The following is a 25,983-nucleotide window of genomic DNA, read 5'->3' on the forward strand; positions in this document are numbered from 1 at the left end:
GCTTTATCTTTTAGGATTAGCGGTGAAAGCTGCTGGTAAACACTGGCAATATCAAGCTAACTCAATAAAGCACCGCAACGTACTCTCAAACCAATTCATAGGCTTGAGAGCATACAAAGATAGGAACATGAAGCTGTTGAAATTGCATTGGCAGGTAGCAATCAAAACACTACAAGGCTTAGTTCGGGAGCCACAAGCATGCTATTAAATTCGTGGGGATCCCTCAGACTCTGAGCTGATCTCTGTTAATGATAAATTTTCACAATTAAATAAGCGCTCCTACGATATTCAAGAATTAAAAGACAAAATTGCGCTTAACCAAGCACAATACCAAAAGCTTATTACTCAGCTACCCAACAAAATTTTAGCTAAAAGTAATATGAGTAATTTCTATGCCCAGATAGAAGACAATATCAATTCAACGGCTAACTTAACCCTAAAGACAGAAATAGATACTGCTGCATTAGAGCGCCAAAGCCTCACTATCCAAGAAGAATTCGAGACGGTTAATAAGCGTAGACTACAAAAGAACCAGCAACTTTTTGAACTCAAAACAGACATAATTAATCGATTAATCAGCGACCTATCAAAATCGACGAGTAGCCTGCCTATTAATATTAATGGCTCCACAAAATGTTCTAAGTTTCAATCTATCTCTGATTGTTTGAAAGAATCGAAGAGCCAAATTCTGTCGAGTACCCGCAACAAGTCACCATTTCTGAACGACAAAAGCGTTTTACTTTCTTATCAAGTTGTTGATGCGAATATGAACATGGCAGGCGATCTGCGCTATAACGTTGCAATGCATTTTAAGCCCTCTTATAACAGCAAAATAGATACCGTTTTAAATGAAAAGCTAGGATTGCGCTCGGCAATGGTGACACTCGTCAGTAACGTACCAGCAGATTGGTTTATCAATGGTAAAAAAATCGGCTCAGGAAAAGAGTTATTCCATGAAATTCCATTAGGAAAACATGGTATTTTGGCTTCATACCAAAATAACGATAAATCCAGCGTTGAGAAGATTGAAGGTAACGGTGTGTTTAGCTATAACTTCAAAGATCACAAGCAGACAAAAATACTCAAAGTAAGTAATAGTGTTGAGCGCTTACCTAGCGTTGAAGTCGCAAAAGGCAGTATTAAAGCTAAGAAAAAAGCCAAATTCACTCTGCTCGCCGATAACACCACAATACCAACACCAGAAAAACAAAAACAGGCAGACACTGAGTCTGAAAAAGGCTATGAGTATTTTATGGGGGTGGCACCGTCATCAAAGCAACAAAATATCGAATTTACCAACGAGCCTATTAATAAGTGACCTAGGTTAGTGGCCTGTTATTAGCCTAGCTTACTAGGGTCTGTTGATCTTTCATGGTTGTTTTTGCCGCCGATTAATGGCTATTTTGACAAGGCCAAGACTATGCGGTTTAGTCATTCTCTACAAATTGGCTTCAACGCAATAAAAATAGCCAAGAAGCACGGCCCTTCGGGTTCGTTTCAATGCTTTTATTACAGTGTTATTAGCTTTTCGCTTAGCGAGCTAAAGCCTTGTACTAAAAGCATTATTCCTTGCGGTAAAGAATCGAATAAAAACTAAGCTCGAAAGGTAAACTGACTCTAGACACAAAGTAAGTTAACTTAAGCTCTATTCACTTCATCGCTGCATTTTCACAACAAAATAACTCTAATTATGAGATGCTAAGCATTAAACCAGTGAATTAACAATAATAAGAGCCAATGCCATGGATGAAAAACTCACTCAAGCTCAAGACAGTCCCTCCTCCGCAACAACAGAGCCTGTAGCCACTGAAAAGAAGCCCAAAAAGTTCTTAAACAGCATTAACCACTTCCGTGGCATCGCTATTATTTTCATAGTAATGGCACACTGCTATAGGCCTGCGGGATGGGAAATTGAAACCTTCGCCGACAAAGCATGGTTTAACTTAATGATGAACGGCACCGTATTTTTTGTCTTCATTTCAGGGTTTCTGTTTCACCATGTGTTTTATCATCGCTGGGACTACAAAAAATATATGAAAAGCAAAACAAAATTTGTTTTTCTGCCCTATTTACTATTATCACTACCATGGATTGTTTGGCACTTAACTGTTGGCACTGAACCGGCATTTCATGTGCTATATGCTGATATTACAGCGCCAGCTCAGGCTGCTAGTTGGTATGTCATCACCGGCCGCACCTTAACCGCATACTGGTATATTCCTATGGGAATGATGCTATTTGCGCTATCTCCTTGGGTCATGTATTTGATCAAGAAGCAGCAGGTAATGTACTGGGCTTTGGCGCTACTTGTGGTTGCCATTCTGGTTCATCGCCCTATTTCAAACCTCAATGCTATCCAATCATTAGTCTATTTCTTACCATGCTATTTACTCGGGGTTTGGGGATCGGCTCATCGCGACAAACTGTTTCCATTCATCGATAAGTATTGGCTATTAATGCTGGTTGCTGCGATTGCATTAGCACTGATCCAAGCACAATTTTTTGGCGCTGGAGTGCTCAACAAAGCCCCGTTTGAAATGACCGTTCCCGATCTAATGTTGCCGCAAAAACTGTTGCTAACTTTAGTCATATTGGCACTACTCAATAAGTTTGAACATATCTCGATTGCTCCATTACAAAAACTGGCTGAAGTCAGCTTTGCAATTTACTTTATCCATCCGTGGCTCACCACCCCGTGGTGGATGATATATGACAGCCCAGATCTGTTTGGACTGGCTGGTAAAGGGAACATTTTTACCACGCTTATCGTCACTTTAGTCGTTGTCGCTATCTCATATATGATTGCGTTGCTGATTAAAAAGCTTATGAATAAACGCAGTCGCTACCTGATAGGTTGGTAGTGACCATCGTTAAGTGTATGCCAATTATCATTTTCAAATATAACAAGAAGAAGTCGTTAATAATGGATAATATCTTTCGTCTTTCGATACTCGTGCTTACTTTATTAAGCCCTATCGCTGCAGCAAATAGCCCGCTATCGACGGCAAATAGCACTGCTGAGTTTGATGGTCCTTATGTGATAACACCCACACCATCAAGCCAAAGTACTGCTTACTGGGTGTGTAACAACAAACTCAAGACCACCTCAGTCATAGCACAGCAGGTAAAGCGTCCACAAAGCTGTGGTCAACTACCACAAGCCACTATCTCAGCCGAGATAAAACAGATAATGCCTGATACATACTCTGGCATTAAAAAAGTTGTCGCCCTAAGCGATGTACATGGCCAATTTGATGTACTGATTACACTGCTGACCAACCAAAAAATTATCGATGATGACGGTAATTGGGCTTTTGGTGACGGTCATATGGTAATGACAGGCGATATCTTTGATCGTGGCCACCAAGTCAATGAAGTGCTGTGGTTTATGTATAAACTCGACCAACAAGCAAGAGATGCTGGCGGCATGGTGCACCTGTTAATGGGCAACCATGAGCAGATGGTACTCGGCGGTGACTTACGTTATGTACACCAACGCTATGATGTTGCGGCAAAACTGCTCGATCGCTCCTACGACAAACTTTATGGCGCCGATACAGAAATAGGCCAATGGCTCAGAAGTAAAAATACCATCATCAAGATCAATGATGTGCTTTATATGCATGGAGGGATCAGCAGCGAATGGATAAGCCGAAACCTTACATTAGCAAGAGCCAACAAGCTTTATAGACAACATGTGGACGCTTCAAAGCAATCACGTAAAGCCGATGAAGAGCTTAACTTTTTATTCTTTGGCAATGGTCCTACATGGTACAGAGGTTACTTTTCAGAAGAGTTTACCGAAACAGAACTCGACACCATCCTCAACCACTTTGATGTCAAACGAATTGTAGTTGGTCACACATCTCAAGATAGAGTGTTAGGGCTGTTTAATAATAAAGTGCTTGCTGTTGATACCAGCATCAAAAAAGGTCAATCAGGTGAACTGCTTCTGTTAGAAAACAAGCAGCTTACACGCGGCTTGTATAACGGTAGCCGTGAGGATCTATAACCAACACCTGTAACGACATAGCACCAGTGACCAAATTACAACTGAGTAACCCACTGGTGTAAAATTCAACTCAGCATAACGTCGCAAGGGCTAAACCTTATCGTTAGAAGCAAATTAAAGCACTTTGCACTTTAAATAAATCCAACAGATGAAAACAGAAAGATCATTCCACCACCTCAAATGTTAAAAGATAAACTTTTAAGTTAGCCACTTGTAAATTATTAAATGCTAATTTTCTTTACTTTACATTGCTTTACCCTACTCGCGCTGTTTTTTTCTTAAAATAGGCTCAACTTTGGCAGCGTTAAGTAATCACTCATGAAAGCATCATCTTTTGTTATACCTATCTTTCTCGTTTTAGCGAGTACGCTAACCTATAGCAGTCTATCTGAAGCAAAAAGGCCTGCGACAAAAGATCGTGCGGTGCGCACCGTTCCTGTTATCACTGGCATTGTCGACCAGCACGAGTTAGCTCAGTCTCTCTCTCTTGTTGGTAAACTTGATGCTGAAGAGTCAGTCTTCATCGCGCCGCAGATTGCTGGCAAGATCCGTTCAATTAACGTCAGCTCAGATCAAGATATCACTGCAGGGCAACTGCTAGTTCAACTCGATGATGCTAAAGCCCAAGCAGCGCTCGCTGAAGCAGCAAGCTACCTCGCCGATGAGAAGCGTAAACTGGCTGAGTTTTCAAAACTGATTAGTCGCAATGCCATTACTCAAACAGAAATTGATGCCCAAAAAGCCAGTGTTGATATCGCAGCCGCTAGACTCGCTGCAGCTCAAGCCGATCTTGACTATCACTACCTAAGTGCGCCCTTCTCTGGCACTGCTGGATTAATCGATTTCAGCCAAGGAAAAATGGTCACCGCTGGCGCAGAACTGCTTACACTCGATGATCTTTCAAGCATGCGCTTAGATCTACAAGTCCCCGAGCATTACCTTGCAATGCTGAGCCCAGGCATGAACGTGCTGGCCACTAGCAGAGCGTGGCCAGATACTCACTTTGCCGGCAAAGTGACTGCTATTGATTCGCGTGTTAACCAAGACACCTTAAACCTTCGAGTCAGAGTACAGTTTGACAACCCACAACATCACCTAAAACCTGGCATGATGATGTCAGCAACCCTGGTGTTTCCTAGTGTTTCAGAACCTGTTATTCCGGTGCAGGCACTTGAATATTCCGGCACTAACCGCTTTGTATATGTTGTCAGTGAAGACGGGCTAGCTAAGCGCACCAAAGTCACCCTCGGCGCACGTATAGACAACGAAGTGTTGATCACCGATGGTCTAGCCATTGGTGATAAGGTGGTAGTACAAGGGCTAGTTAATATGCGCGATGGCTTACGGGTTGAAGACCTCACTAATTCAGCGATTGCCAAAGATGCAGAACAACAGACAGAGCAAGCGCGAGGTAGCATCTAAATGTGGTTATCTGATGTATCCGTCAAGCGCCCTGTTGTTGCCATTGTTTTAAGCTTATTGCTGTGTGTCTTTGGCGCAGTCTCGTTCAGTAAACTCGCTGTTCGTGAAATGCCAGACGTTGAAAGCCCTGTTGTTACTGTGATGACAACCTATGACGGTGCTTCGGCTACCATCATGGAAAGCCAAATAACCACCGCATTAGAAGATGAGCTCACCGGTATTAGTGGCGTCGATCAAATCGAATCCGTCACCCGTAATGGTATGAGCCGCATTACTGTCACCTTCTTCTTAGGTTGGGATCTCACCGAAGGCGTCAGTGACGTTCGTGATGCAGTTGCGCGTGCGCAGCGTAGACTCCCCGATGAAGCTAACGATCCTATCGTGTCGAAAGATAACGGTACAGGTGAGCCATCGGTGTACGTGAACCTCAGCTCATCCATTATGGATAGAACCCAGCTTACCGATTACGCCCAGCGTGTACTCGAAGACCGTTTTAGCCTAATTAGTGGCGTTAGCAGTGTCGATATTTCTGGTGGTCTATACAAGGTGATGTACGTCCAGCTCAAACCTGAGCTAATGGCAGGCCGACAAGTTACCGCTAGCGACATTATTCAGGTACTCAACCAAGAGAACGTCGAAACGCCAGGCGGTGAAGTCAGAAACGACACCACTGTTATGGCAGTAAGAACCGCAAGGCTGTATCAGAACCCAGAAGACTTTGACTATTTAGTACTACGCCGCGCAAGCGACGGTACACCAGTCTATTTAAAGGATGTTGCCGATGTATTTATTGGCGCAGAAAATGAAAACTCGACCTTTAAAAGCGACGGCGTGGTTAACATCAGTTTAGGTGTTGTGCCGCAATCAGATGCTAACCCGTTAGAAGTTGCCCAAGATGTGCATAAAGAGGTCGACCGCATTCAACAATTCCTGCCAGAAGGCACCAAGCTTATTGTTGATTATGACTCTACCGTATTTATCGACCGCTCGATTGATGAAGTGTTTAACACCTTAGCCGTCACCGCACTACTAGTAATATTAGTGTTGTACATTTTCATCGGACAAGCACGCGCAACGCTTATTCCGGCTGTCACGGTGCCAGTTTCATTAATCTCAGCATTTATTGCAGCCAATAGCTTTGGCTTCTCAATTAACTTGTTGACCTTAATGGCACTTATCCTATCGATTGGCCTAGTGGTCGATGACGCTATTGTCGTCGTCGAGAACATATTCCATCACATCGAAAAAGGTGAGCCTCCTATTCTGGCAGCCTATAAAGGTACCCGTGAAGTTGGCTTTGCTGTTGTGGCAACCACTGCAGTGTTAGTGATGGTGTTTCTACCGATCTCATTTATGGAGGGGATGGTTGGCCTACTGTTTACAGAGTTCTCAGTCATGCTAGCGGTCTCAGTCATCTTCTCTTCAATTGTGGCGCTGACCCTAACCCCTGTACTGGGTAGTAAATTACTCAAAGCCAATGTAAAGCCAAGTCGTTTTAACCTGTGGGTTGAAGCTAAATTCGCCCGATTAGAGCAACTCTATCGACGAGTGGTCAGCAAAGCTGTGTCATTCAGATTGGCAGCGCCTTTAGTCATCATCGCCTGTATTGTCGGTAGTGGCTTGTTGATGAAACAAGTACCGGCTCAGCTAGCACCGCAAGAAGATAGAGGCGTAATATTTGCCTTTATCAAAGGCGCAGAAGGCACCAGTTACAACCGTATGGCCGCTAATATGGAGATAGCTGAGAAAAAGCTAATGCCACTTTTAGGCCAAGGGGTAGTCAAGTCTTTTAGCATTCAAGCACCGGCTTTTGGTGGCCGTGCCGGCGACCAAACTGGCTTTGTTATTATTCAGCTAGAAGACTGGAATGAACGAACTGTTAATGCCCAACAAGCACTGGGCGTTATCGCCCAAGCGTTAAAAGGGATCCCCGACGTGATGGTGCGCCCAATGCTACCAGGCTTTAGGGGTGGATCCAGCGAGCCGGTACAGTTTGTACTTGGTGGCTCTGACTATCAAGAGCTATTCAAATGGGCAACCGCATTAGAGGAAGAGGCACTGTATAGCCCAATCCTAGAAGGCCCTGAAATTGATTATAAAGAGACCACACCAGAGCTAGTGGTCACCGTTGACCGTGAACGTGCAGCCGAACTGGGAGTTAGCGTCGCAGAGGTGTCAGAAACACTTGAAGTGATGTTAGGTGGCCGCAGTGAAACCACTTTTGTGGAACGGGGTGAAGAATATGACGTGTATCTTCGTGGTGATGAAAATAGCTTTAATAGCGTGGCGGATCTAAGCCAGATCTACATGCGCTCAGCCAAAGGAGAGCTTATCACTCTAGATACCATCACCCATATTGAAGAGGTCGCGTCGGCGCAAAAACTGAGCCACAACAACAAGCAAAAGTCGATAACCCTTAAAGCCAACTTAGGTGAAGGCTATACCTTAGGTGAAGCGCTAGACTTTCTAGATCAAAAAGCCATTGAAATGCTACCAAGTGATATCTCCGTTGCTTACACCGGCGAATCTAAAGACTTTAAAGAAAATCAAAGCAGTATTTTCATGGTATTTGGCTTAGCCCTGCTGGTAGCTTATCTAGTGCTAGCCGCGCAATTTGAAAGTTTCATCAACCCATTAGTGGTGATGTTTACGGTACCAATGGGTGTCTTCGGCGGCTTCTTAGGACTCTACTTAACTGGGCAAGGACTAAACATCTATAGCCAAATTGGTATGATAATGCTGATTGGCATGGTGACCAAAAACGGCATTCTAATCGTCGAGTTTGCCAACCAACTAAGAGATAAAGGTTTAGCGATAGAACAAGCCATTATTGACGCCTCAGCGAGACGTCTACGCCCTATTCTGATGACAGCATTCACCACCTTAATTGGTGCGATACCGCTCATTATGTCTACCGGCGCAGGCTCTGAAAGCCGTATCGCAGTGGGTACCGTGGTGTTCTTCGGTATGGCATTCGCCACATTCGTCACCCTACTGATCATACCCGCCATGTACCGATTGATCTCTGGCGCAACCAAATCACCGGGGTACGTCGAAGCCCAGCTGGATAAAGCGATTGCTGAACAGGCACTAAAGCAACAGCAATAGCGACAGCACTAACAGCAGCATTGTCTAAAAGGGCTTATCATTACTGGTAAGCCCTTTTTTCATCTCAATTCTGCCGCACAAGATACATAACGTAAAATTATTGTTTTTATAAAATTTGATAATTTTTATAAATAATGAAGAACCCCTATAATTCTTCCATCGAAACAAACAAGCAATTACACAACAGAATTTGGGGTAAGTTATGAAAATGAATCATATAGGCATCATGGTTGGCAACATGGACCAAGCCGTTGAGTTTTACACTAAAGCACTTGGTCTTAAAGTCGTCATGGGAAATACTCAAGTTAAAGAAGAGCGCGAAACCGCAATCGGTAGAATGTGCGTAGCAGTATTTGGTGAAGGCTTTAAAGGTTTCAATATCGCTCACTTAGTGACTACCGACGGTATTGGCGTAGAGCTATTTGAAATGAAAGAGCGCCAAGAGCGCCATGAAGTCGACTTCTCACGTATTGGGATCTTCCACTTCTGTTTGCAAACAGATGACTTCCACGGTGTTATCGAACGCACTCAGCAGCTAGGCGGGAAAGTGCGCATGGACATCATGCGTTACCACCCTGAAGACGATAGCAAGCAAGCTAAAATGGTCTACCTAGAAGACCCATTTGGAAACCTGTTTGAACTGTACTCGCATACATACGAAGAAACCTACGCGTCTGATTACGAGTAAGTGGCATAACAGCTAGCGCTAAAAGCCGCTAGCGTTAGCGATGACTCACATAAAAACGTAGTAAACGGGCTGGCCACGTGTCAGCCCTTTTTATGTCTGATTGCGGCCCATTTTGACGATACTGAATAACAAACTTAGCGACCACAACCCGCACTTCACGGTTAATATTTTAATCGAACAACAAAAGTGATATTTGAGCTGCAGTATAGGCATCCAGATTGTGGCGATTGTGGCGATTGTGGCAAAGAAGAATGAGTCTACACTGAACCACCACACAAATTTACCTATCCACTAATAAACACCTACAGTAAAACACCAACAAATACTTGTTTACATAACCAAAGTGAGTTGCTAATTTTTGATGCGTTAACATAATAGATTGCTAGAATAAAGCCGCACTCAAGGTTTTTTTAGGAGGCTAAATGACATTATCAATCAAGCAAAAAGGTGTATTAAAAGGCATGGCCATGGCTATGTTAACCTCGGTGATTGTAATTGTTTATGCTATTAACGCCGATCCGTTCAGCTATGCTCAAAACAGCCAAGTATCAGACAGGCTATCAATCTTGGGCTTATCACTTATTCTGCCAATCCTATTATTAATCGCTTCAATAGGACGCTTAGCTAAGTATCGTTTTTTTAGCCCTGAAGACATTGACGGCAGCGGTTTAACATCAGCCACGAATACAGCGCTTATCCTACAAAGCCTACTACAAAACACCCTAGAGCAACTTGTGATTGCTATTGGCGTATACAGCGCATGGTGCATACTGATGCCCAGCGTTTGGCTATCTGCAGTGCCTTTATGTTCAGTGCTTTTCGTAATAGGTCGAATTTTGTTTTTCAAAGGTTACAACCAAGGTGCAGCTACAAGAGCATTTGGTTTTGCACTAACCTTTTACTCAACGATCATTATGTTTTTAGTGCTGCTAGGGTATCAATTAATGCATTGGATAAGCTCGTTCTGATCCAAATTGAAGCTTAGCATTAAGAGTATAACCACTCTCACCAAGTGCTTTTGGCGTCATTTTTCTGTCTTTAAGCAAAATGGGCAACTAAACCTTCAAAAGCAATAGCCATACAAACTGATACACTTAAAAAAATAAAGATTGTATTGTAAAACAACGCCCCTTCACACACCAAAATATAAAACATTAACCCTACCCAAACCTTAATCACAACAAATGTTTTTAAACAATAGCTTAACAAAAAAATGCTTTTACTATGTTTAGCAGTCAAGTTTGTAATATTGGCCAAGTATTTGCTAATAACAGTGCAATATAAAACATACGTAACTTTTTTAAGGTATAACTGGTGAAAAAACAACTCTCTTTAGCAGTATCAATCGCATTAGGCTTAGCAGCATGTGGCAGCAGTGATAGCTCATCTTCACCAGAACCAGCCCCTAAATACGACTGGCAAATAATCAACCTCTATGCAGCAAACCAAAGTGATGTCGCTAAAGGCTGTATCATTTACGACAATGCTATTGCTGAACCAGAGAAGGTCATTACTGCATCGATTGCATTTTATGGCTATAACATCCTATTTCATAACCGCGATGGTAGCGTGATCAGCAAGCACACGATTAAAGCAGCTGATGTGCCAAGCACTGGTATTGTTACCATTGATAGTGCAAATGTGCCTGACGGTGGCTACGTGTCACTGGAAGAGGTTGATGGCGGCATAGGCGGTAACGCCGACGTCTATATGTTCACTGTGCAAAAAGAGCTATTGTCTGATCTAGTACTCAATGTTCGTCAACCACAGATGGGAGCCAGCTGCTTTAAAGGTAGCCAAGACTTGCCTGTAGAGACCGTTAAGGGCGCTGCGGTATCCGTGCTACAAGAGAAAAACATTAGCTTTTATCAATCAAGCTATGGAGTGGATGTTGACGGCCACAGCATCTCTTCACATATCCCGGTTAAGTCTGAACTCCCCGCTAAAAAGCAGGTACTCGTCACCGCCTATGAAAATGATAATAGCGGCAATGCCACTATTATGAGTCATTACGGCTTAATCCAGTCTGGGTATATCTACGATAGTAATAATCCAGGCTCAATTGTCGCCAGACCGTTAACGAGTGAAAACTTAATCTACCAACCGTGGGCTTCAGAAAATAACCTCAGCATTAGCCGAGATAGCGCCATCTATATGGTTAGCAACCAAGAGACTTATCTATGGCAGTCAATTTTTGAAGATAACCAACAGTTTGCTATCGTCGATGGCAGTAGCACCATGCAGCAATGGTCAGCCTACTTTGCTGGGACTGAAACAAACTACCTCTGGGATTATCACTCTTACATGCCACTTGATGGCAGTAATAGTGCCATTGTAAATGTGCTGCCGGAATTGTATGACTTTAATGACATGGGGATTGTTAGCAGTTGTAGTGCAGAGACATCTGCAGACTTGTGCATCGATACGTCAAGTTTCAGCACTAATGACTTTGATCTACAGCGCACGCAAGTCCGTTCGACAGCAACCATTGGCGGCCGTAATTTCTACCAATCTATCTATGCTGTTCCGAGTGCTCAACAAGTGTTGATGAACAGCAGTGTAGCAATCATGAACCCTAGTGAAAACAATCGTGTAGAAGTAGGTCTAACAAAATCAGATAACCTACCACAAGCACTTAGCTATATGATGGCAGAATCAGTGAACATACAAACGGCAGCTAAAGACTCACCAATAGTGCCAAATTTCACTGACACAAACGGATCTATTTTGACCTTAGCTGAAAAGACCGCTGCCCAGCAGATTATCCTTGGAACAAACAGCACTATGGTGTCAAACAGCAAAAACTAACCTATCGCTTTAGTTAGCTCACTGCACTCAATAAAAAGGACGCTATGTAGCGTCCTTTTTTTGTCCGTTATCTACACCGATGTAAAACATTTAGGCGCTCGAATCACATAAAACAATTAATCAGTTAAAGGCTAACAACCCAGCATTTACATCTATAATCCAACCAGCATAAAGCTATAAAAACTAATCGTTCAGGCAGTATCTTCGCAACGGACTATAATTAACTACATTGATAGCAGGTTGAAACTAAGTCGTCTTTCACCTTACCAGCAAAGGATATGCAAATGATTAAGCCCCAAATGCCCTCAAGAGTGATTGAAACAATCAATGTCAATGGTCAGTTTTTAGCTGATAGACGCAGACCTGAACCCGAAGATATCACTGAAAAACCGCAACTTGCAGCATATGAGCGCCGCCAAGAAAATCTCGCTTACCTCGAAACAAGCATCGACGTTTGGGTTTAACTGCGGCTAATTTCAATCAAAGCCCTACGTCTTCCAACGACCAAATGGCTGCATAACACTTCACTCCACTCGCTAGCTCATGTATTGTCTTGAGGCTACTTGCCAACTATGGACACTCTGTGAAAAAAATCGCTCTGTTTGTTGATGTTCAAAACATTTACTACACCTGCCGCCAAGCCTATGGTCGCCAATTTAACTACCGAAAACTATGGCAACATCTAGGTTATGAAGGCGAAATAACAAACGCAACTGCGTATGCGATTCATCGAGGCGATGACGGTCAACTAAAGTTTCAAGATGCGCTAAAGCACATAGGTTTTGACGTCAAACTAAAACCCTTTATCCAACGCAGCGACGGTTCAGCAAAAGGTGATTGGGATGTCGGAATTACTATCGACATCATGGAAGCCGCCGGCGAAGTCGATTGCGTTATTTTGCTCTCAGGTGACGGTGACTTTGATCTATTGATGCTAAAAATCTATCAGAAGTACGGTGTCGAAACCCAAGTCTATGGCGTACCAGGCTTAACGGCTAAATCCTTGATCGATTCAGCCAGTCAGTACCATGAAATTGACGACAGCTTACTGCTCTAATCACTAGAGCTTAAAGCCGATTGCACACAGCCCCTAGTAATACCAATCAGTATAAGTAGTTGATCTACTCAGAGTGTTTTTGGCGAACTAATTCAAGGCGGGCTAATTCAAAGTGAGTAATGACACAATGGTTATTCCCTTATGAGTTTATTCAACGCAGAAGTAGGAAGCTAAACACACTCCTTACAGGCGAGTTTTAGAGGCTTTGATGCTGTGTTAATGAACTTGAATGTAGAATAACTATGTTCTTCATTCATTGCCTTACCTCAAAGCCGCTAAACTCTCGCTGAGCGATCAAATCTTTATACTGATTGGTATAAACTAGAAGCGGTGTGCCATATACATTAAAGACAGTAAAGCTGGTCTACATATTGCTTTGCTTGGCTATGCCAATCAAAGCGTTGCTGCTTTGCTAACAGCTCCATTGCACGCCATTTGTCACTAGCGTGAAGCGCTAGCGCCGCTTCAAAGCTTGTGATTAGCGCAGCTCCCTGCTCATACATGTCGCTTCCCTCAAAGACAAAGCCTGTTTCCATATGTTGCACCGTATCTTTAAGCCCACCAACATGATTGACCAAGCACAGCTGGCCTTCTCGCATAGCTAACATTTGACTAATACCGCACGGCTCAAACGAGCTTGGCATCAGAAATAGCGAGCCTGATTGATACAGCGAGGAGGAGAGCTGCTCATCATAGCCATCAAGAAACACAAAGTTGTTATGCTGAGCGGCTAGATCAGAGAACTCTCGCGCTATTTGTTTATCACCACTGCCGAGTAAAATAAATTGCCCATTTGGCTTTAACAAAGTTAACCGTTCAAGCATCACTTGCAGTACCGTCTTAGCACGAAAGCTTTCGTTGGCCGCTGCGCCTGGAAAGCGATAACGTAAAATCATCACTTTTTGATCGGTTAGCCTGCCAACAGAGGTCATTAAAAATGGCGCTTCATCTGCTAGAGCTGATTGCTGCTTCGCCAACTGTGCACTGTTTTGCCACTGCTGTAATCGAGACTGCGCCACAAAGTGTTGACTGCTCACCTGCTCTTTACCCACTTGCCAGCGTAACAACGCTGACTCAGCCTGCAGAAGCAATGCTTGCCAACCGCTTACTGAGCACTTCGCTCGCGCTGAAGGCTGGCAAGCTTGGCGGTCATCAATATCAGTGTCATACATACAACCATTTAAGATCCCGATAACCCTGCCCTGCTCAAGCTTTGCCTGCAGATCAACCTCTAACCCTTCACCACCAAAGAAACCTTGTTCGGGTATTGAAGGTTTTAACACTTCAGTCGCATAACTTGGTGAGACGAGATGTACTCGATCTGATAGCACGATGGCCGCTCTTAGAGGATTAACGCAATGGCGATAGCGTGGATCAACTATCGCGGCTAATTGCTGCTCATCGAGCTTGGCGGTCAATTGAGGAAACCATGCCGCCAACGATGACGCCTCATCTGCTAGCGGTCTTATCCCTTGCAGTGCTAAGTTGTGAATGCTGAACACGCAAGGCGTTGCAGCGAGTGCCTCAAAGCTAGGATCGAACGCCCGCAATATGGCGAAGAAACCACAATGCCAATCATGTAGATGGATGATATCTGGCGGTGGCATTATCACGCTGCCTGTTTCATTAGCGTCGATTGCCTGTGAATCAGCAGTTAATGCTGTCGCTACAGCTAAACTGAACAAAGCAAACTTGCTCGCATCGGTAGCAAAAGGGCGAGATGCATCGCCTTGAGAGTAGATCTCACCGCCAGCATTAAACAGAGGGTGTGAGAATAGGTAACAATAGCAATCATCAAGACTTGGATGAGCCGCCTTATAAACGCTGATTTGCTCCTCTCGCCCCGCAAAGTTAACTCTAAGCTTACTGATCAGCTTTGCAGCGATAGTATCTTGCAAAAATCCATAGCTGGGCATGGCCACATCCACCGCCACATTATGCTGCGCCAATGCTAAAGGTAGATCGCGCACAACATCAGCCATACCGCCAACTTTTGCGCCAGCAATAGCACCATTTTCTGCCGCTAGCATTAATACTCGTGGCCTATTTTGCTTGACGCTCGTCTGTATTTGCACTTGGTATTTGCCCGCCATTTTCTACTCATACCCCACAGGTAATCCCAACATGTCACGAGTCACCAGTACCACTCCTTTCTCGGACACCCTATAACCCTTAGCGCGGTCGTGGTCATGGTTATAGCCAATAACACTTCCTTCGGGAATGATGCAGCCGCGGTCGATAATGGCATTTTTAATCTTACAATTTCGTAGCACGACTACGTCAGGCAAAATCACCGAATCTTCAACCGATGAGTAAGAGCACACTCTCACCTCGTTAAATAGCACGCTACGGCGCACTGTCGCGCCAGAGATGATGCAGCCTCCAGAGATAATAGAGTCGAGAGCCATACCGCGCCTATCGTCATCATCGAACACGAACTTTGCTGGCGGAAGTTGCTCTTGGTAAGTCCATATGGGCCATTTGGCATCATAGAGATTTAGCGCCGGGGTTGGCGACAACAACTCCATATTGGATTGCCAAAAAGAGTCTAAAGTCCCCACATCACGCCAGTAAGCTTCCTCGTTAGGAAAGACACTTCTAAAGCGGTGTGCGTAGACTTGATGATCTTCAATTATCGACGGAATAATATCTTTACCAAAATCTCTGTCTGAGTCTTCATTTTGCGCATCACGCTTAAGTTGCTCGAACAAAAACTCGGTGTTAAACACATAGTTTCCCATCGAGGCGAGGCACTTTTCAGGGTCTTCTGGCAGGTGTTTAGGTAATTCAGGTTTCTCTTCAAATCCCAATATTTTGCCAGTATCATCGACCTCAACCACCCCAAATGCTCCCGCAGCTTCAGGCGTTGGCACCTCTAAGCAAGAAACGGTCATATCAGCACCAGATTCCGCATGGGTTGCCAGTAAGCCCGCATAATCCATACGGTAAACATGATCACCCGATAAGATCATCACGTACTTAGGCAGCTCATGGCGAATGATATCGATATTTTGAAATACCGCATCGGCGGTGCCTTGATACCAATTTTCAGAATAACGCTGAGAGGCTGGCAAAATCTCAACCGATTCACCCAGTTCTTTTTTAAAATGTCCCCAGCCGCGCATAACGTGGCGTATAAGCGAGTGAGATTTATACTGAGTCACCACGCCAATACGACGGATCCCCGAGTTAATACAGTTCGACAATGGGAAGTCTATAATCCTAAATTTGCCACCAAAATAGAGTGAAGGCTTAGCACGCCAGTCCGTGAGTTCATGCAACCTAGAACCGCGTCCACCGGCTAAAATAATCGCATAGGTATCGCGGGTTAAATTACTGATGTAGCGAGGGTTATTACTCATGTAAGTTCTCTCCTTGAACGTGCGTTAACAACATGCTTTTTCAACAGAATGCGCATCATGCTCTCCAAATTTCGTCACGGTAACCAGCAATCGTCATATCACTCGAAAAACGACCGCTCGCGGCGGTGTTTCTAATACTCATTTGTGTCCAACTCATTTGATCTTTATAGGCGTTTGCAGCATCAACTTGGGCTTGACGATAGGATTCAAAATCGGCGGCAGTCATCCAGGGATCATTAGGGCTTTTAATGCTGGCGATAATTGAGTCGAAAATCTCAGGTTCTTGCAGATTAAAATGTCCGCTCTCTAATAGCTCCATCACCTCAGACAGTGCGCTCAACGGCGGCATAAATGAGTCAGGTTGATAGTTCAATCTAAGGGACGCCACCTCATTAGCATTAAGGCCAAACAGGAAAAAGTTCTCATGGCCGACCTCTTCTAACATCTCAACGTTGGCGCCATCTAAGGTGCCAATTGTCAGCGCGCCATTCATCATGAACTTCATATTACCTGTGCCTGATGCCTCTTTGCCTGCGGTTGAAATCTGCTCAGACAAGTCCGTTGCGGGGCAGATTTTTTCCATCGCGCTGACGTTATAATTAGGCAAAAAAGCAAATCGGAGGTATTGACTCACCACCGCATCAGAATTGACCATGTGAGCAACATTATTAGCCAGTTTTATCAATAGCTTTGCCATGGCATAACCGGGGGCTGCTTTGCCGCCTATTAACACACAACGCGGCACTAAATCATCGGTATTGCCTAGGCGGATCTGCTGATATAGATGGATAACATGTAAGATATTGAGCAGCTGCCGCTTATACTCATGAATGCGCTTAACCTGAACGTCAAACATCATTTCAGCATCGAACTCGACGCCACACTCGCGACTTATCAACAGTTGTAACTCAGCTTTGTTAGCCTGCTTGACTGCGGCCCATTCTTTGATGAATCCGACATCATCAGTAAAGGCATTTAGCGCATTTAGGTGGCTAAGATCCGTTATCCACTCATCACCTAAGCGCTTACTCAGCAATGCACTTAACTTAGGGTTACACTGAGCAAGCCAACGCCTAGGCGTCACACCATTGGTGCGGTTATTGAACTTATGTGGCCACAGTTGATAAAAATGACGAAACAGTCCTGAAGTCAAAAGTTGGGTATGTAACCCTGCGACGCCGTTAATTGAGAAACTGGCAACAATGGCCAGATAGGCCATACGTACATGAGGCTCGCAGCCCTCTTCAATAATCGACATATCGGCAAGTTTGCTGGCATCTCCCGGCCACTGATGGGCAACATGTTCAAGGTAACGGGCATTGATCTCAAAGATTATCTCCATGATGCGCGGCAGCATATGTTGCATCATTCTTACAGGCCAGCGCTCTAATGCCTCAGGCAGCAAGGTATGGTTGGTGTAAGCCATAGTTTGATTCACTACCTGCCAAGCCTCATCCCACTCAAGAAAGTACTGATCCACCAGCAAGCGCATCAACTCGGGGATGGCGATAGCGGGGTGGGTATCATTTAGCTGCATCACATTAAACTTGGCGAAATCACTAAAGTCGTTGCCATGTTGATTAACCCAAGTATTGAGCAAATCTTGTAAGCTGGCAGATGAGAGGAAGTACTGCTGCCGTAGTCGCAGCTCCTTGCCATTCTCGCTAGCATCATTGGGGTAGAGCACCATAGTGATCTGCTCAGCCATATTTTTACGTGCAACCGCTTCGCTGTAATCCCCTTGATTAAACTCTGTTAAATCAAAATCATCGGTGGCTTCCGCTTTCCACAGCCTTAAGGTGTTGATACGACCATTTTTATAGCCCGGAACTGGCATGTCGTAAGCTACGGCCAGTACATCTTGGGTATCTGACCAAGTGACATTATTACGTCCGTCGCGGTCGATATAACTGCTAGTACGGCCAAAGAATGGCACTTTAACGTTGTGATTGGCGGCTCTCACTTCCCATGGATTGCCCTCTCTGAGCCAACGGTCAGGGCGCTCTACTTGAAAACCATCCACCAGCTTTTGAGCAAACATACCGTACTCATAACGAATACCGTAACCAGTCACCGCCAGATCCATAGTGGCGCAACTATCTAAGAAACAAGCAGCTAAACGCCCTAAACCACCATTGCCCAGCCCAGCATCGTGCTCTTGCTGTTCAATATCCTCTATGGTGACCGCATATTCTTGTAATGCATCACGGGTGGTTTGCTCTATATCAAGATTGAGCAACGCATTGCCGAGAGAGCGTCCCATTAAGAACTCAAGTGATAAGTAAGCAACCTGCTTACGCCCTTGCGAGAGATCATCAATACGAGTTTGACGCCAATCCGTGAGCATCTGCTCCTTGACTGTTGTGGCCAACGCTTGAAACAGATCTTGTTTATCTCGTTCATCTCGAGTCAGGCCATTGCTAACATGCCGCCCCATCACCAGATGGAACGCATCACAGGGCTCACACTGGTGCTTAGCTGCAGATCCGCTATTGTTCACAGCATCCTTCTTCGGCACTTTCTTGGCCGATGTCGCTTGCTTAGATTTCGCTTTAGGCTGAGTCGGTTTTACCGGTGTCGTCATGGGGTTGATCCTTTTAGCTGGGCGGAAAACAACATTAAACTGCGATCTTTTAGCGGGTAAGTTGGGCTGGCGTTATGGGCAGCAGATGAAGCTGAAACCACAGCAGATAGTGGCAACTCACTTTGTACTATTGGCTCAACTTGCCAGCTTTCAACGTCTATTGATTGAGCGCTTTCAGCGTCGATTGATTGGGTATGCAGCAGACATTGCCAAGATTCAAATCCTTCAATATCAGGTGCAGTAAAAACAAGCGCTTGTTCATCCGCATTAAGCATCAACAGCAACGCTTGTTGCTGCGAAGGCTCTGATGGATTGCCGCCAGTAAGCACCAAACTTAAACTACGGGTATGAGCGTCACTCCAAAGCACTTTAGTCATAGGCTCGCCATTTCGGCAAAACCAACTGAGGCCAGCGCCGTAGCTTGATGCTGGCTGATGAATAAATTGCTGAGTGTACAGCGCGGAGAATCGTTTACGGATGGCAATAAGCCGCTGTACAAAACCAAGCAAGCTTTGCTGCTCAGCGGTATCGTTCCAGTCACGCCAGTTGATTGAATTATCTTGGCAATAGGCGTTGTTATTTCCCTTTAAACTATGCCCGACTTCATCGCCAGCAAGTAGCATAGGAACGCCTTGGGACAGCAGTAAAGTGGTGAGCATGTTACGCACCTGGCGTTGCCGCAATGCGTTCAGCGCAGCATTGCCACTTTCGCCCTCCTCACCATAATTGTGACTGTAGTTTTCTTGATGGCCATCGCGGCTTTGCTCGCCATTTAGATCATTGTGCCTTTGGCTATATCTGACGATGTCATGCAAGCTAAACCCATCATGGCTGGTGATAAAGTTAATTGTAGAGTCAGCATCCCTATCAGCATGTTCAAACAAGTCACTGGAGCCATGAAGCCTGCGGGCAAGTTCAGGTAGCATGCCAAAGTCACCGCGCCAAAAGCGCCGTACTGTATCTCGAAAACGGTCGTTCCACTCGCTCCAACCCTGAGGATAACCTCCAAGCTGATAGCCACCAGGACCGATATCCCAAGGTTCTGCAATCAGCTTGACCCGACTAAGCACAGGATCTTGCAACAAAGCATCAAAGAAACCTGCACCCTTATCAAAACCGTGTGCTTCACGCCCTAAGCAGCTAGCTAAATCGAATCTAAAGCCATCCACGCCCATCACTTCAACCCAGTAGCGTAATGAGTCCATCACCAGCTGTAACACTCTGGGCTGATTGATATTAAGGGTATTGCCACAACCAGTATCATTGATATAAAAACGCTTATCGCTTGGGTGTAAGCGGTAATAACTGAGGTTATCGATGCCCTTAAAGCAAAGCGTTGGCCCAAGGCGGTTCCCCTCAGCAGTATGGTTATAGACCACATCTAAAAGCACTTCGATGCCAGCTTGGTGCAGTGAATTCACCATGGTTCTGAACTGAGTAATATCATCGGGCGCAGATACCGCATGACTTGTATATTGCCCGTGAGGTACAAAAAAGCTCAGGCTGTTATAGCCCCAATAATTGCTCAGCGCTTTATCTTGTAAAAATGCTTCACTGATAAAACCATGAACCGGCAAGAGTTCGACACAAGTCACCCCAAGAGCGACTAAATAATCCAATACCTTTGGCTCAGCCAAGCCCAAATATGTCCCACGCTTGGCGCTATCAATATCAGCACATTGCTGAGTAAACCCCTTTACGTGCATTTCATAGATGACATGACCATTAAGATCATTCGTTGCAATAGGTTGAGAGTCTGCCGCCTTAACAACTGGCGCTATAGGCGCTAAAACAGAGGTATCAACCACCTGACATTTAGGCATATAGGCTGCGTTATCAGTGTCATCAAAGGAGAGATCTTCTAGGGCGTGATCGACGCTATAACCATAATGGCTTTGATGCTCAATAAACTGACCGACCCAGCGCTTAGCATAAGGATCAAGTAGCAACTTATTGGCATTAAAGCGATGGCCAGAATGAGGCGCAAATGGACCATCAACCCGATAACCATAAACCAGCGCTTTATCAGCTGTTGCCAAATGCAGATGCCAAATCTGCTGACTCTTTTGCAGCATGGGATAGCGAGCAATCTCATGAGTGCCGCTGGCATCAAATATACACAAAGTGACTGAAGTGGCATGGGCGGAAAACAGCGCAAAATTAACACCAAGTTCATCGACACTCGCACCAAGTGGATAAGGTTTGCCAGCAGTATTAAGCATCAATTAGCCCTTACCAATAACAAGGCAAGCTAGCGGCGGCACAGTGATCAACGCACTATAGGGCGAGCCTTGATATGCGTAACTCTCTGCATTGATAACCCCTTGGTTACCCACATCGCTACCACCATAAAATGCGCTATCACTGTTAAGTTTTTCGCGATATTCACCAGCCTGAGGCAGACCAACTCTAAAGCCGTGATGCACCTCAGGGGTCATGTTGACGATGAAAATCAATTCATCACAAACGTCCGCCAATGGTGCATCACCGTAGCGGATAAAACTGAAAATACTCGAGTCAGCATTGTCACAATCTAACCAGCTAAAACCGCTCGGTTCATTGTCCTTTAACCACAGTGCTGAGGACGCTTTATATAGCTTATTTAAATCTTTTACCCACGCTTGCATGCCTAAATGCGGCGGGTATTGCAGTAGATGCCAGTCTAAGCTTGCATCGTGATCCCATTCGTCACGCTGGGCAAACTCGCCGCCCATGAACAATAACTTCTTGCCCGGATGCCCCCACATAAAGCCGTAATATGCCCGTAAATTCGCAAACTTTTGCCAGTCGTCGCCGGGCACTTTGTGTAGCAGAGAACCTTTACCGTGCACCACTTCGTCATGACTTAATGCCAAGATAAACTGCTCGGTATATTGATAAACAAGGCTAAAGCTAAATTCATGGTGATGATGGCGACGATGAATAGGGTCGCGGCTTAAATAGCCTAAACTGTCATTCATCCAACCCATGTTCCATTTAAAACCAAAACCAAGGTTTTGCTGTGTTTGCCCGCTTTCTGGTGCCTGCAAAGGCTTATCAATGATATGAGTCACCCCCGGCCAAGCCGTTGATTCCTCGGCAATCATGCAGATCCCAGGAAAGCTTTGATACAAGCGTTGATTAAGGTTTTGTAAAAAGCTAATCGCGGCTAGGTTCTCGCGGCCACCGTACGCATTGGGTAACCACTGCCCCGCTTCGCGGCTGTAATCTAAGTAAAGCATCGACGACACAGCATCAAGCCTTAAGCCATCAAAATGGAACTCCTTTAACCAGTAACAAGCGTTGCTCAACAGGTAACTTTGCACCTCACCGCGCTCATAGTTATAAATGAGAGTGTCCCAATCAGGGTGTTCGCCTTGGCGAGGATCATCATGTTCATAAAGACTCGTACCGTCGAACTGCTTTAAACCATGTGGGTCTTTAGGGAAGTGAGCCGGCACCCAATCAAGTAATACCGCAATTCCAGCTTGATGGCAGGCATCAATAAAGGCTTTCAATCCGTTAGCATCACCAAAACGGTAGGTAGGAGCATAAAGCCCTACAGGCTGATAACCCCAAGAACCATCAAATGGATATTCGCTTAACGGCATAAGCTGTATATGGGTAAAGCCCATTTCTAACACATAGGGAACAAGCTGCTTGATTAGCTCTGAATAATCTAAGTAATCAGCGCCACTTTCACCTTGTCGGCGCCAAGAACCTAAGTGCACTTCGTAGGTCGACATCGCCGCCTGATGCCACACTTTGTCACACCGCTGTTTCAACCATTGCTTATCTTGCCAAACATATTGAGCTTGTTCGGGCACTACCGAGGCATTTCCAGGAGCACTCTGCATCGCTTTAGCATAGGGGTCAGCTCGCTCGATGCATTGTCCATTCACATCAATTATCTCAAACTTGTAATAAGCCCCCGCACTCACTTGGGGAATAAAAATCTCCCACAGTCCATTAGCAAGGTGTTGGCGCATCACATTCACAGCGCCATCCCAGTGATTAAAGTCACCGATCAGTGATACTCGCTGAGCATTCGGCGCCCAGACACAAAACTGCACCCCAGTAACACCTTGATTGACCTGCCAGTTAGCCCCTAGAAACTGATAACTTTGCTGTTGCTGACCTTCACCAAAAAGATAAAGGTCATCGGCATCAAGCAGGCTCGAAAATTGATACGGATCGATGATCTCTTGTATATCTAACGGATACCTAATCCGCAATTTGTAGAGAAATGGTTTTACCCTGCGGCCCATTTTTCCACTAAAAAGTCCTTGGTCATTACACTTGTCTAAACTGGCAACTTTGCGCGATGTTTTCATACAGATAACATCTACGCCCAAGGCTCCACGCAAAAAGCAACGCACAACCAGCGACTTGCCGTCATCACTGCCATGCATTCCTAAAAGTGCAAACACATCGACATATTCACCGTTAAGCAGGGCGACATCGATACCATGTTGAAATTCGGGCGCGTTGTTAGTCATAGCGGTTTAATCCATTTGGTTGTAGTGACGAAGTTGCATGAGACGGTGTTGAATTCGTGCGATTGGGATGAGCATTGGTACTAGTATTGGTTTTTGTGCAGGCTTGTGTCCTTGCATGAGTGCCAATTGCCCGATCACTCACCACACCTTGCTGACGAGAGTTTTGTAACTGTTGTAGCAATCCTTGCACTTGTTTATCAACTGCTAATTCGGTTAAAGACACTGCTAATCGGCGCTGCCAATTAGGATATTGCAACCAGGTACCAGGGATATTAATAGGTTGATTATCAGAGACTAAATCACAAAGTTGCACGCTAAAAAGATGCGCATTACCCGCAGCGGTGACCGCTAACCATGCCTTAAGTAATTCAGGGTAATGAATGCTAGTTACATCACGACCGTCAAACTGACCCTGCGTTTGCAGTAATTTCAATAACTGTTGTTTATCGAACTCACGCTGTGACATCAGCGATTGCAGCAATTCATCATTATCGATAAGGCCAATACTGCGCCTAAGCTGCAGATCATCAGCTTGCCACCAGGCTAATAACGGTGGAACATCGTGATTAGCCAACATCATTAAGCTGTGTGCTGGATAGTTTGCAGGCACGGTGAAACCGTCACCATCTTTGCTAAAGTAGAATAAGTCGTTAGATAACACGCCCGCTGCCGAGAGTTTGCTAACAATTTCAGGAGGAATTAAACCTAAGTCTTCACCAATAATTAAGCACTGAGCACGTTGGCTTTCAATACACAAAATAGCCAATAACGCATCAAGTGGATAATAAACATAGGCGCCGTGACCTAAGTCTTCCGACCTTGGCCACCACCACAAACGCAGTAGCGACATAACGTGGTCGATTCGTAGGGCACCGCAAGATTGCATATTACTGCGCAGTAACTGGATAAAATGCTGATAGCCGTCGTGTTTTAGCGCAATAGGGTCATAGGGTGTTAAGCCCCAATTTTGCCCTTGTGGAGCAAAGGGGTCCGGCGGCGCACCAATACTGGCATGTTGGCAAAAAGGGCTGTTATCTGCTCGAACCTCAACACTATTGGAAGCCACCCCAACCGCCATATCGCGTACCAGTCCAATTGCCATCCCCAATTGCTTTGCTTGGCTCTGGCATTGGCTTAATTGCTGCTCAGCGACAAACTGCAGGTAAGCAAAAAAGCGACAATCTAACCCAGAAAACTCGCTCAGCTCGGCGGTATCATTAAGCTGCTGCTCACAAAACTGCCGCAAGCTATCGCCATTATCAGTAATAAACTGACTAAATCGCTGTCCTCTTGCGCTATTGGGCTCAACATGAGCCACTATAAACTGCCGATAAAGCAGTTTAAAAACCCGATATTTATGGAGACTTACCAGCTGATAATCGAGCCAATCTGCACTATTAACCTGCTGTTTGATTGCTTTAAATTCAATCGCCACCTCAGATGCTGTTCCATCGGCAGCGTAAAGCTCCGCTTCACAAAATAACTGGGAATACTCCGGCACCATTTCGAAGTTAATATATAGCGGGTTAAGCCTGCGCCTATCAGAGGGACTATAGGGACTACACGCTTGAGGGTTAGCAATATCCAGAGCATGTAACGGGTTGAGTTGAATAAAGCTGCCGCCCTCTTTAGCCACCAGCTCAATAAGCGCTGCTAGATCGGCAAAATCACCAATGCCCCATTGCGTATCGCTGCGAAGGCTAAACAGTTGAATACTGAGGCCCCATAATCGGTTATTGCTGAGTGAGCGAGTATTGCCGCTGTGGTAACTCGTCACGGGAGCAACCAGCCATTGCCCTTCAACAAACTTGCTGCAGACTGAACCAAACTCAACTTCATCACTGATCCGCACCCGATGATAGCCAAGGCCTATATAAGGTAAAACTGACATTTGTAATGCACTGCAACAGATATCAGACGCGAACAATGCTTGAGTGATTAACAGTCGATAGTGCAAATAGTCGCAATCATCGACATGGTAATGGCCTGTAATTTTGGCGATATGAGGATTCGCTGCAAACTTGGCAGTATCGATAAACAATTGAAACTGCTCACCGCCCTCTAACTGCACCTCAATCGTCAACCGGCAGTCACTGTTACTAGGGATGAACATACTCAACTCGGGATTATCTATCGTTGTATGTTGAAACAAAGGCAACCGTTGAGTCCACGGCATCGCATCAAGTTGATATATTTTTTCAGCTATCTGCTCCGCTGACATCACAGGCTCACATCCCTCTTGAGCTGCGCTAGCTAGCATACAGCGCAAAATGCCAATACGATCTTGCTCTGGGGTAACGATGTTATCGCCATTACAACTGACAAACTCAGCACCAACGCCTTGCAAATACAGTAACTTTTTTAACCCCATGCTTCTCATCCTTGAATTTAGCAATGCACTCTCTAGATGGAGCAGTAACCATGCCAATAACAAGTAACAGCTTGAAGACAGTTTTATTTCATT

At 45.0% G+C, this 25,983-nt stretch carries 16 protein-coding genes and 1 pseudogene; 11 read left to right on the forward strand and 6 right to left on the reverse strand.

Annotated elements, in window-relative coordinates:
• The 11 genes and pseudogenes from K5R16_RS01860 to K5R16_RS01910 all read left to right on the forward strand — a co-directional run.
• Window positions 1–208, forward strand: a pseudogene (locus K5R16_RS01860) (IS4 family transposase); the annotation flags it as partial.
• Window positions 209–379: 171 nt separating this feature from the next.
• Entirely contained in the window at window positions 380–1,318 is a 939-nt protein-coding gene (locus tag K5R16_RS01865) for a hypothetical protein (protein ID WP_220735859.1), read from the forward strand.
• A gap of 424 nt (window positions 1,319–1,742) precedes the next feature.
• Complete coding sequence (locus K5R16_RS01870; protein WP_220735860.1) at window positions 1,743–2,861, forward strand: acyltransferase; 1,119 nt, start codon at window positions 1,743–1,745, stop codon at window positions 2,859–2,861.
• 62 nt (window positions 2,862–2,923) lie between these two features.
• Window positions 2,924–4,012: a shewanella-like protein phosphatase gene (locus K5R16_RS01875; RefSeq protein ID WP_220735861.1), complete on the forward strand. Its 1,089-nt coding sequence runs from the start codon at window positions 2,924–2,926 to the stop codon at window positions 4,010–4,012.
• Between the two features lie 318 nt (window positions 4,013–4,330).
• The gene (locus tag K5R16_RS01880; protein WP_220735862.1) at window positions 4,331–5,434 is read left to right on the forward strand and encodes an efflux RND transporter periplasmic adaptor subunit; all 1,104 of its coding nucleotides are present in this window, start codon (window positions 4,331–4,333) and stop codon (window positions 5,432–5,434) included.
• Window positions 5,435–8,542 (forward strand): multidrug efflux RND transporter permease subunit, encoded by a 3,108-nt coding sequence (locus K5R16_RS01885; RefSeq protein ID WP_220735863.1) that lies wholly within the window; start codon window positions 5,435–5,437, stop codon window positions 8,540–8,542.
• 202 nt (window positions 8,543–8,744) lie between these two features.
• The gene (locus K5R16_RS01890) at window positions 8,745–9,230 is read left to right on the forward strand and encodes a VOC family protein (RefSeq protein ID WP_220735864.1); all 486 of its coding nucleotides are present in this window, start codon (window positions 8,745–8,747) and stop codon (window positions 9,228–9,230) included.
• 422 nt (window positions 9,231–9,652) lie between these two features.
• Window positions 9,653–10,198: an MAPEG family protein gene (locus K5R16_RS01895; protein ID WP_220735865.1), complete on the forward strand. Its 546-nt coding sequence runs from the start codon at window positions 9,653–9,655 to the stop codon at window positions 10,196–10,198.
• Between the two features lie 346 nt (window positions 10,199–10,544).
• Window positions 10,545–12,038, forward strand: coding sequence for a hypothetical protein (locus K5R16_RS01900; protein ID WP_220735866.1), 1,494 nt, complete (start codon window positions 10,545–10,547; stop codon window positions 12,036–12,038).
• Between the two features lie 284 nt (window positions 12,039–12,322).
• The gene (locus K5R16_RS01905; protein WP_220735867.1) at window positions 12,323–12,502 is read left to right on the forward strand and encodes a hypothetical protein; all 180 of its coding nucleotides are present in this window, start codon (window positions 12,323–12,325) and stop codon (window positions 12,500–12,502) included.
• A gap of 119 nt (window positions 12,503–12,621) precedes the next feature.
• Complete coding sequence (locus tag K5R16_RS01910; protein WP_220735868.1) at window positions 12,622–13,095, forward strand: NYN domain-containing protein; 474 nt, start codon at window positions 12,622–12,624, stop codon at window positions 13,093–13,095.
• 344 nt (window positions 13,096–13,439) lie between these two features.
• Here K5R16_RS01910 and K5R16_RS01915 read toward each other — a convergent pair whose 3' ends face one another.
• The 6 genes from K5R16_RS01915 to malQ all read right to left on the reverse strand — a co-directional run bounded on the left by K5R16_RS01915 (window position 13,440) and on the right by malQ (window position 25,890).
• The gene (locus tag K5R16_RS01915; protein ID WP_220735869.1) at window positions 13,440–15,125 is read right to left on the reverse strand and encodes a glycogen synthase; all 1,686 of its coding nucleotides are present in this window, start codon (window positions 15,123–15,125) and stop codon (window positions 13,440–13,442) included.
• A gap of 66 nt (window positions 15,126–15,191) precedes the next feature.
• Window positions 15,192–16,457 (reverse strand): glucose-1-phosphate adenylyltransferase, encoded by a 1,266-nt coding sequence (gene glgC, locus K5R16_RS01920; RefSeq protein WP_220735870.1) that lies wholly within the window; start codon window positions 16,455–16,457, stop codon window positions 15,192–15,194.
• 55 nt (window positions 16,458–16,512) lie between these two features.
• Complete coding sequence (locus K5R16_RS01925; RefSeq protein ID WP_220735871.1) at window positions 16,513–19,041, reverse strand: glycogen/starch/alpha-glucan phosphorylase; 2,529 nt, start codon at window positions 19,039–19,041, stop codon at window positions 16,513–16,515.
• Window positions 19,038–21,263 (reverse strand): glycogen debranching protein GlgX, encoded by a 2,226-nt coding sequence (glgX, locus tag K5R16_RS01930; RefSeq protein ID WP_220735872.1) that lies wholly within the window; start codon window positions 21,261–21,263, stop codon window positions 19,038–19,040. Before glgX ends, K5R16_RS01925 begins: the two co-directional genes overlap by 4 nt.
• 3 nt (window positions 21,264–21,266) lie before the next feature.
• Window positions 21,267–23,519: a 1,4-alpha-glucan branching protein GlgB gene (glgB, locus tag K5R16_RS01935; protein ID WP_220735873.1), complete on the reverse strand. Its 2,253-nt coding sequence runs from the start codon at window positions 23,517–23,519 to the stop codon at window positions 21,267–21,269.
• Entirely contained in the window at window positions 23,512–25,890 is a 2,379-nt protein-coding gene (gene malQ / locus K5R16_RS01940; RefSeq protein WP_220735874.1) for a 4-alpha-glucanotransferase, read from the reverse strand. Before malQ ends, glgB begins: the two co-directional genes overlap by 8 nt.
• Between the last annotated feature and the right edge of the window lie 93 nt (window positions 25,891–25,983).

The organism is Shewanella sp. c952 (assembly GCF_019654975.1).
Classification (GTDB): Bacteria; Pseudomonadota; Gammaproteobacteria; order Enterobacterales; family Shewanellaceae; genus Shewanella.

What these genes read in the sequence shown, in the direction of transcription:
- K5R16_RS01865 (WP_220735859.1), top strand. Translation starts at nt 380, where the DNA reads ATGAGTAATTTCTATGCCCAGATAGAAGACAATATCAATTCAACGGCT.
- K5R16_RS01870 (WP_220735860.1), top strand. Translation starts at nt 1,743, where the DNA reads ATGGATGAAAAACTCACTCAAGCTCAAGACAGTCCCTCCTCCGCAACA.
- K5R16_RS01875 (WP_220735861.1), top strand. Translation starts at nt 2,924, where the DNA reads ATGGATAATATCTTTCGTCTTTCGATACTCGTGCTTACTTTATTAAGC.
- K5R16_RS01880 (WP_220735862.1), top strand. Translation starts at nt 4,331, where the DNA reads ATGAAAGCATCATCTTTTGTTATACCTATCTTTCTCGTTTTAGCGAGT.
- K5R16_RS01885 (WP_220735863.1), top strand. Translation starts at nt 5,435, where the DNA reads ATGTGGTTATCTGATGTATCCGTCAAGCGCCCTGTTGTTGCCATTGTT.
- K5R16_RS01890 (WP_220735864.1), top strand. Translation starts at nt 8,745, where the DNA reads ATGAAAATGAATCATATAGGCATCATGGTTGGCAACATGGACCAAGCC.
- K5R16_RS01895 (WP_220735865.1), top strand. Translation starts at nt 9,653, where the DNA reads ATGACATTATCAATCAAGCAAAAAGGTGTATTAAAAGGCATGGCCATG.
- K5R16_RS01905 (WP_220735867.1), top strand. Translation starts at nt 12,323, where the DNA reads ATGATTAAGCCCCAAATGCCCTCAAGAGTGATTGAAACAATCAATGTC.
- K5R16_RS01915 (WP_220735869.1), bottom strand. Translation starts at nt 15,125, where the DNA reads ATGCTAGCGGCAGAAAATGGTGCTATTGCTGGCGCAAAAGTTGGCGGT.
- glgC (WP_220735870.1), bottom strand. Translation starts at nt 16,457, where the DNA reads ATGAGTAATAACCCTCGCTACATCAGTAATTTAACCCGCGATACCTAT.
- K5R16_RS01925 (WP_220735871.1), bottom strand. Translation starts at nt 19,041, where the DNA reads ATGACGACACCGGTAAAACCGACTCAGCCTAAAGCGAAATCTAAGCAA.
- glgX (WP_220735872.1), bottom strand. Translation starts at nt 21,263, where the DNA reads ATGCTTAATACTGCTGGCAAACCTTATCCACTTGGTGCGAGTGTCGAT.
- glgB (WP_220735873.1), bottom strand. Translation starts at nt 23,519, where the DNA reads ATGACTAACAACGCGCCCGAATTTCAACATGGTATCGATGTCGCCCTG.
- malQ (WP_220735874.1), bottom strand. Translation starts at nt 25,890, where the DNA reads ATGGGGTTAAAAAAGTTACTGTATTTGCAAGGCGTTGGTGCTGAGTTT.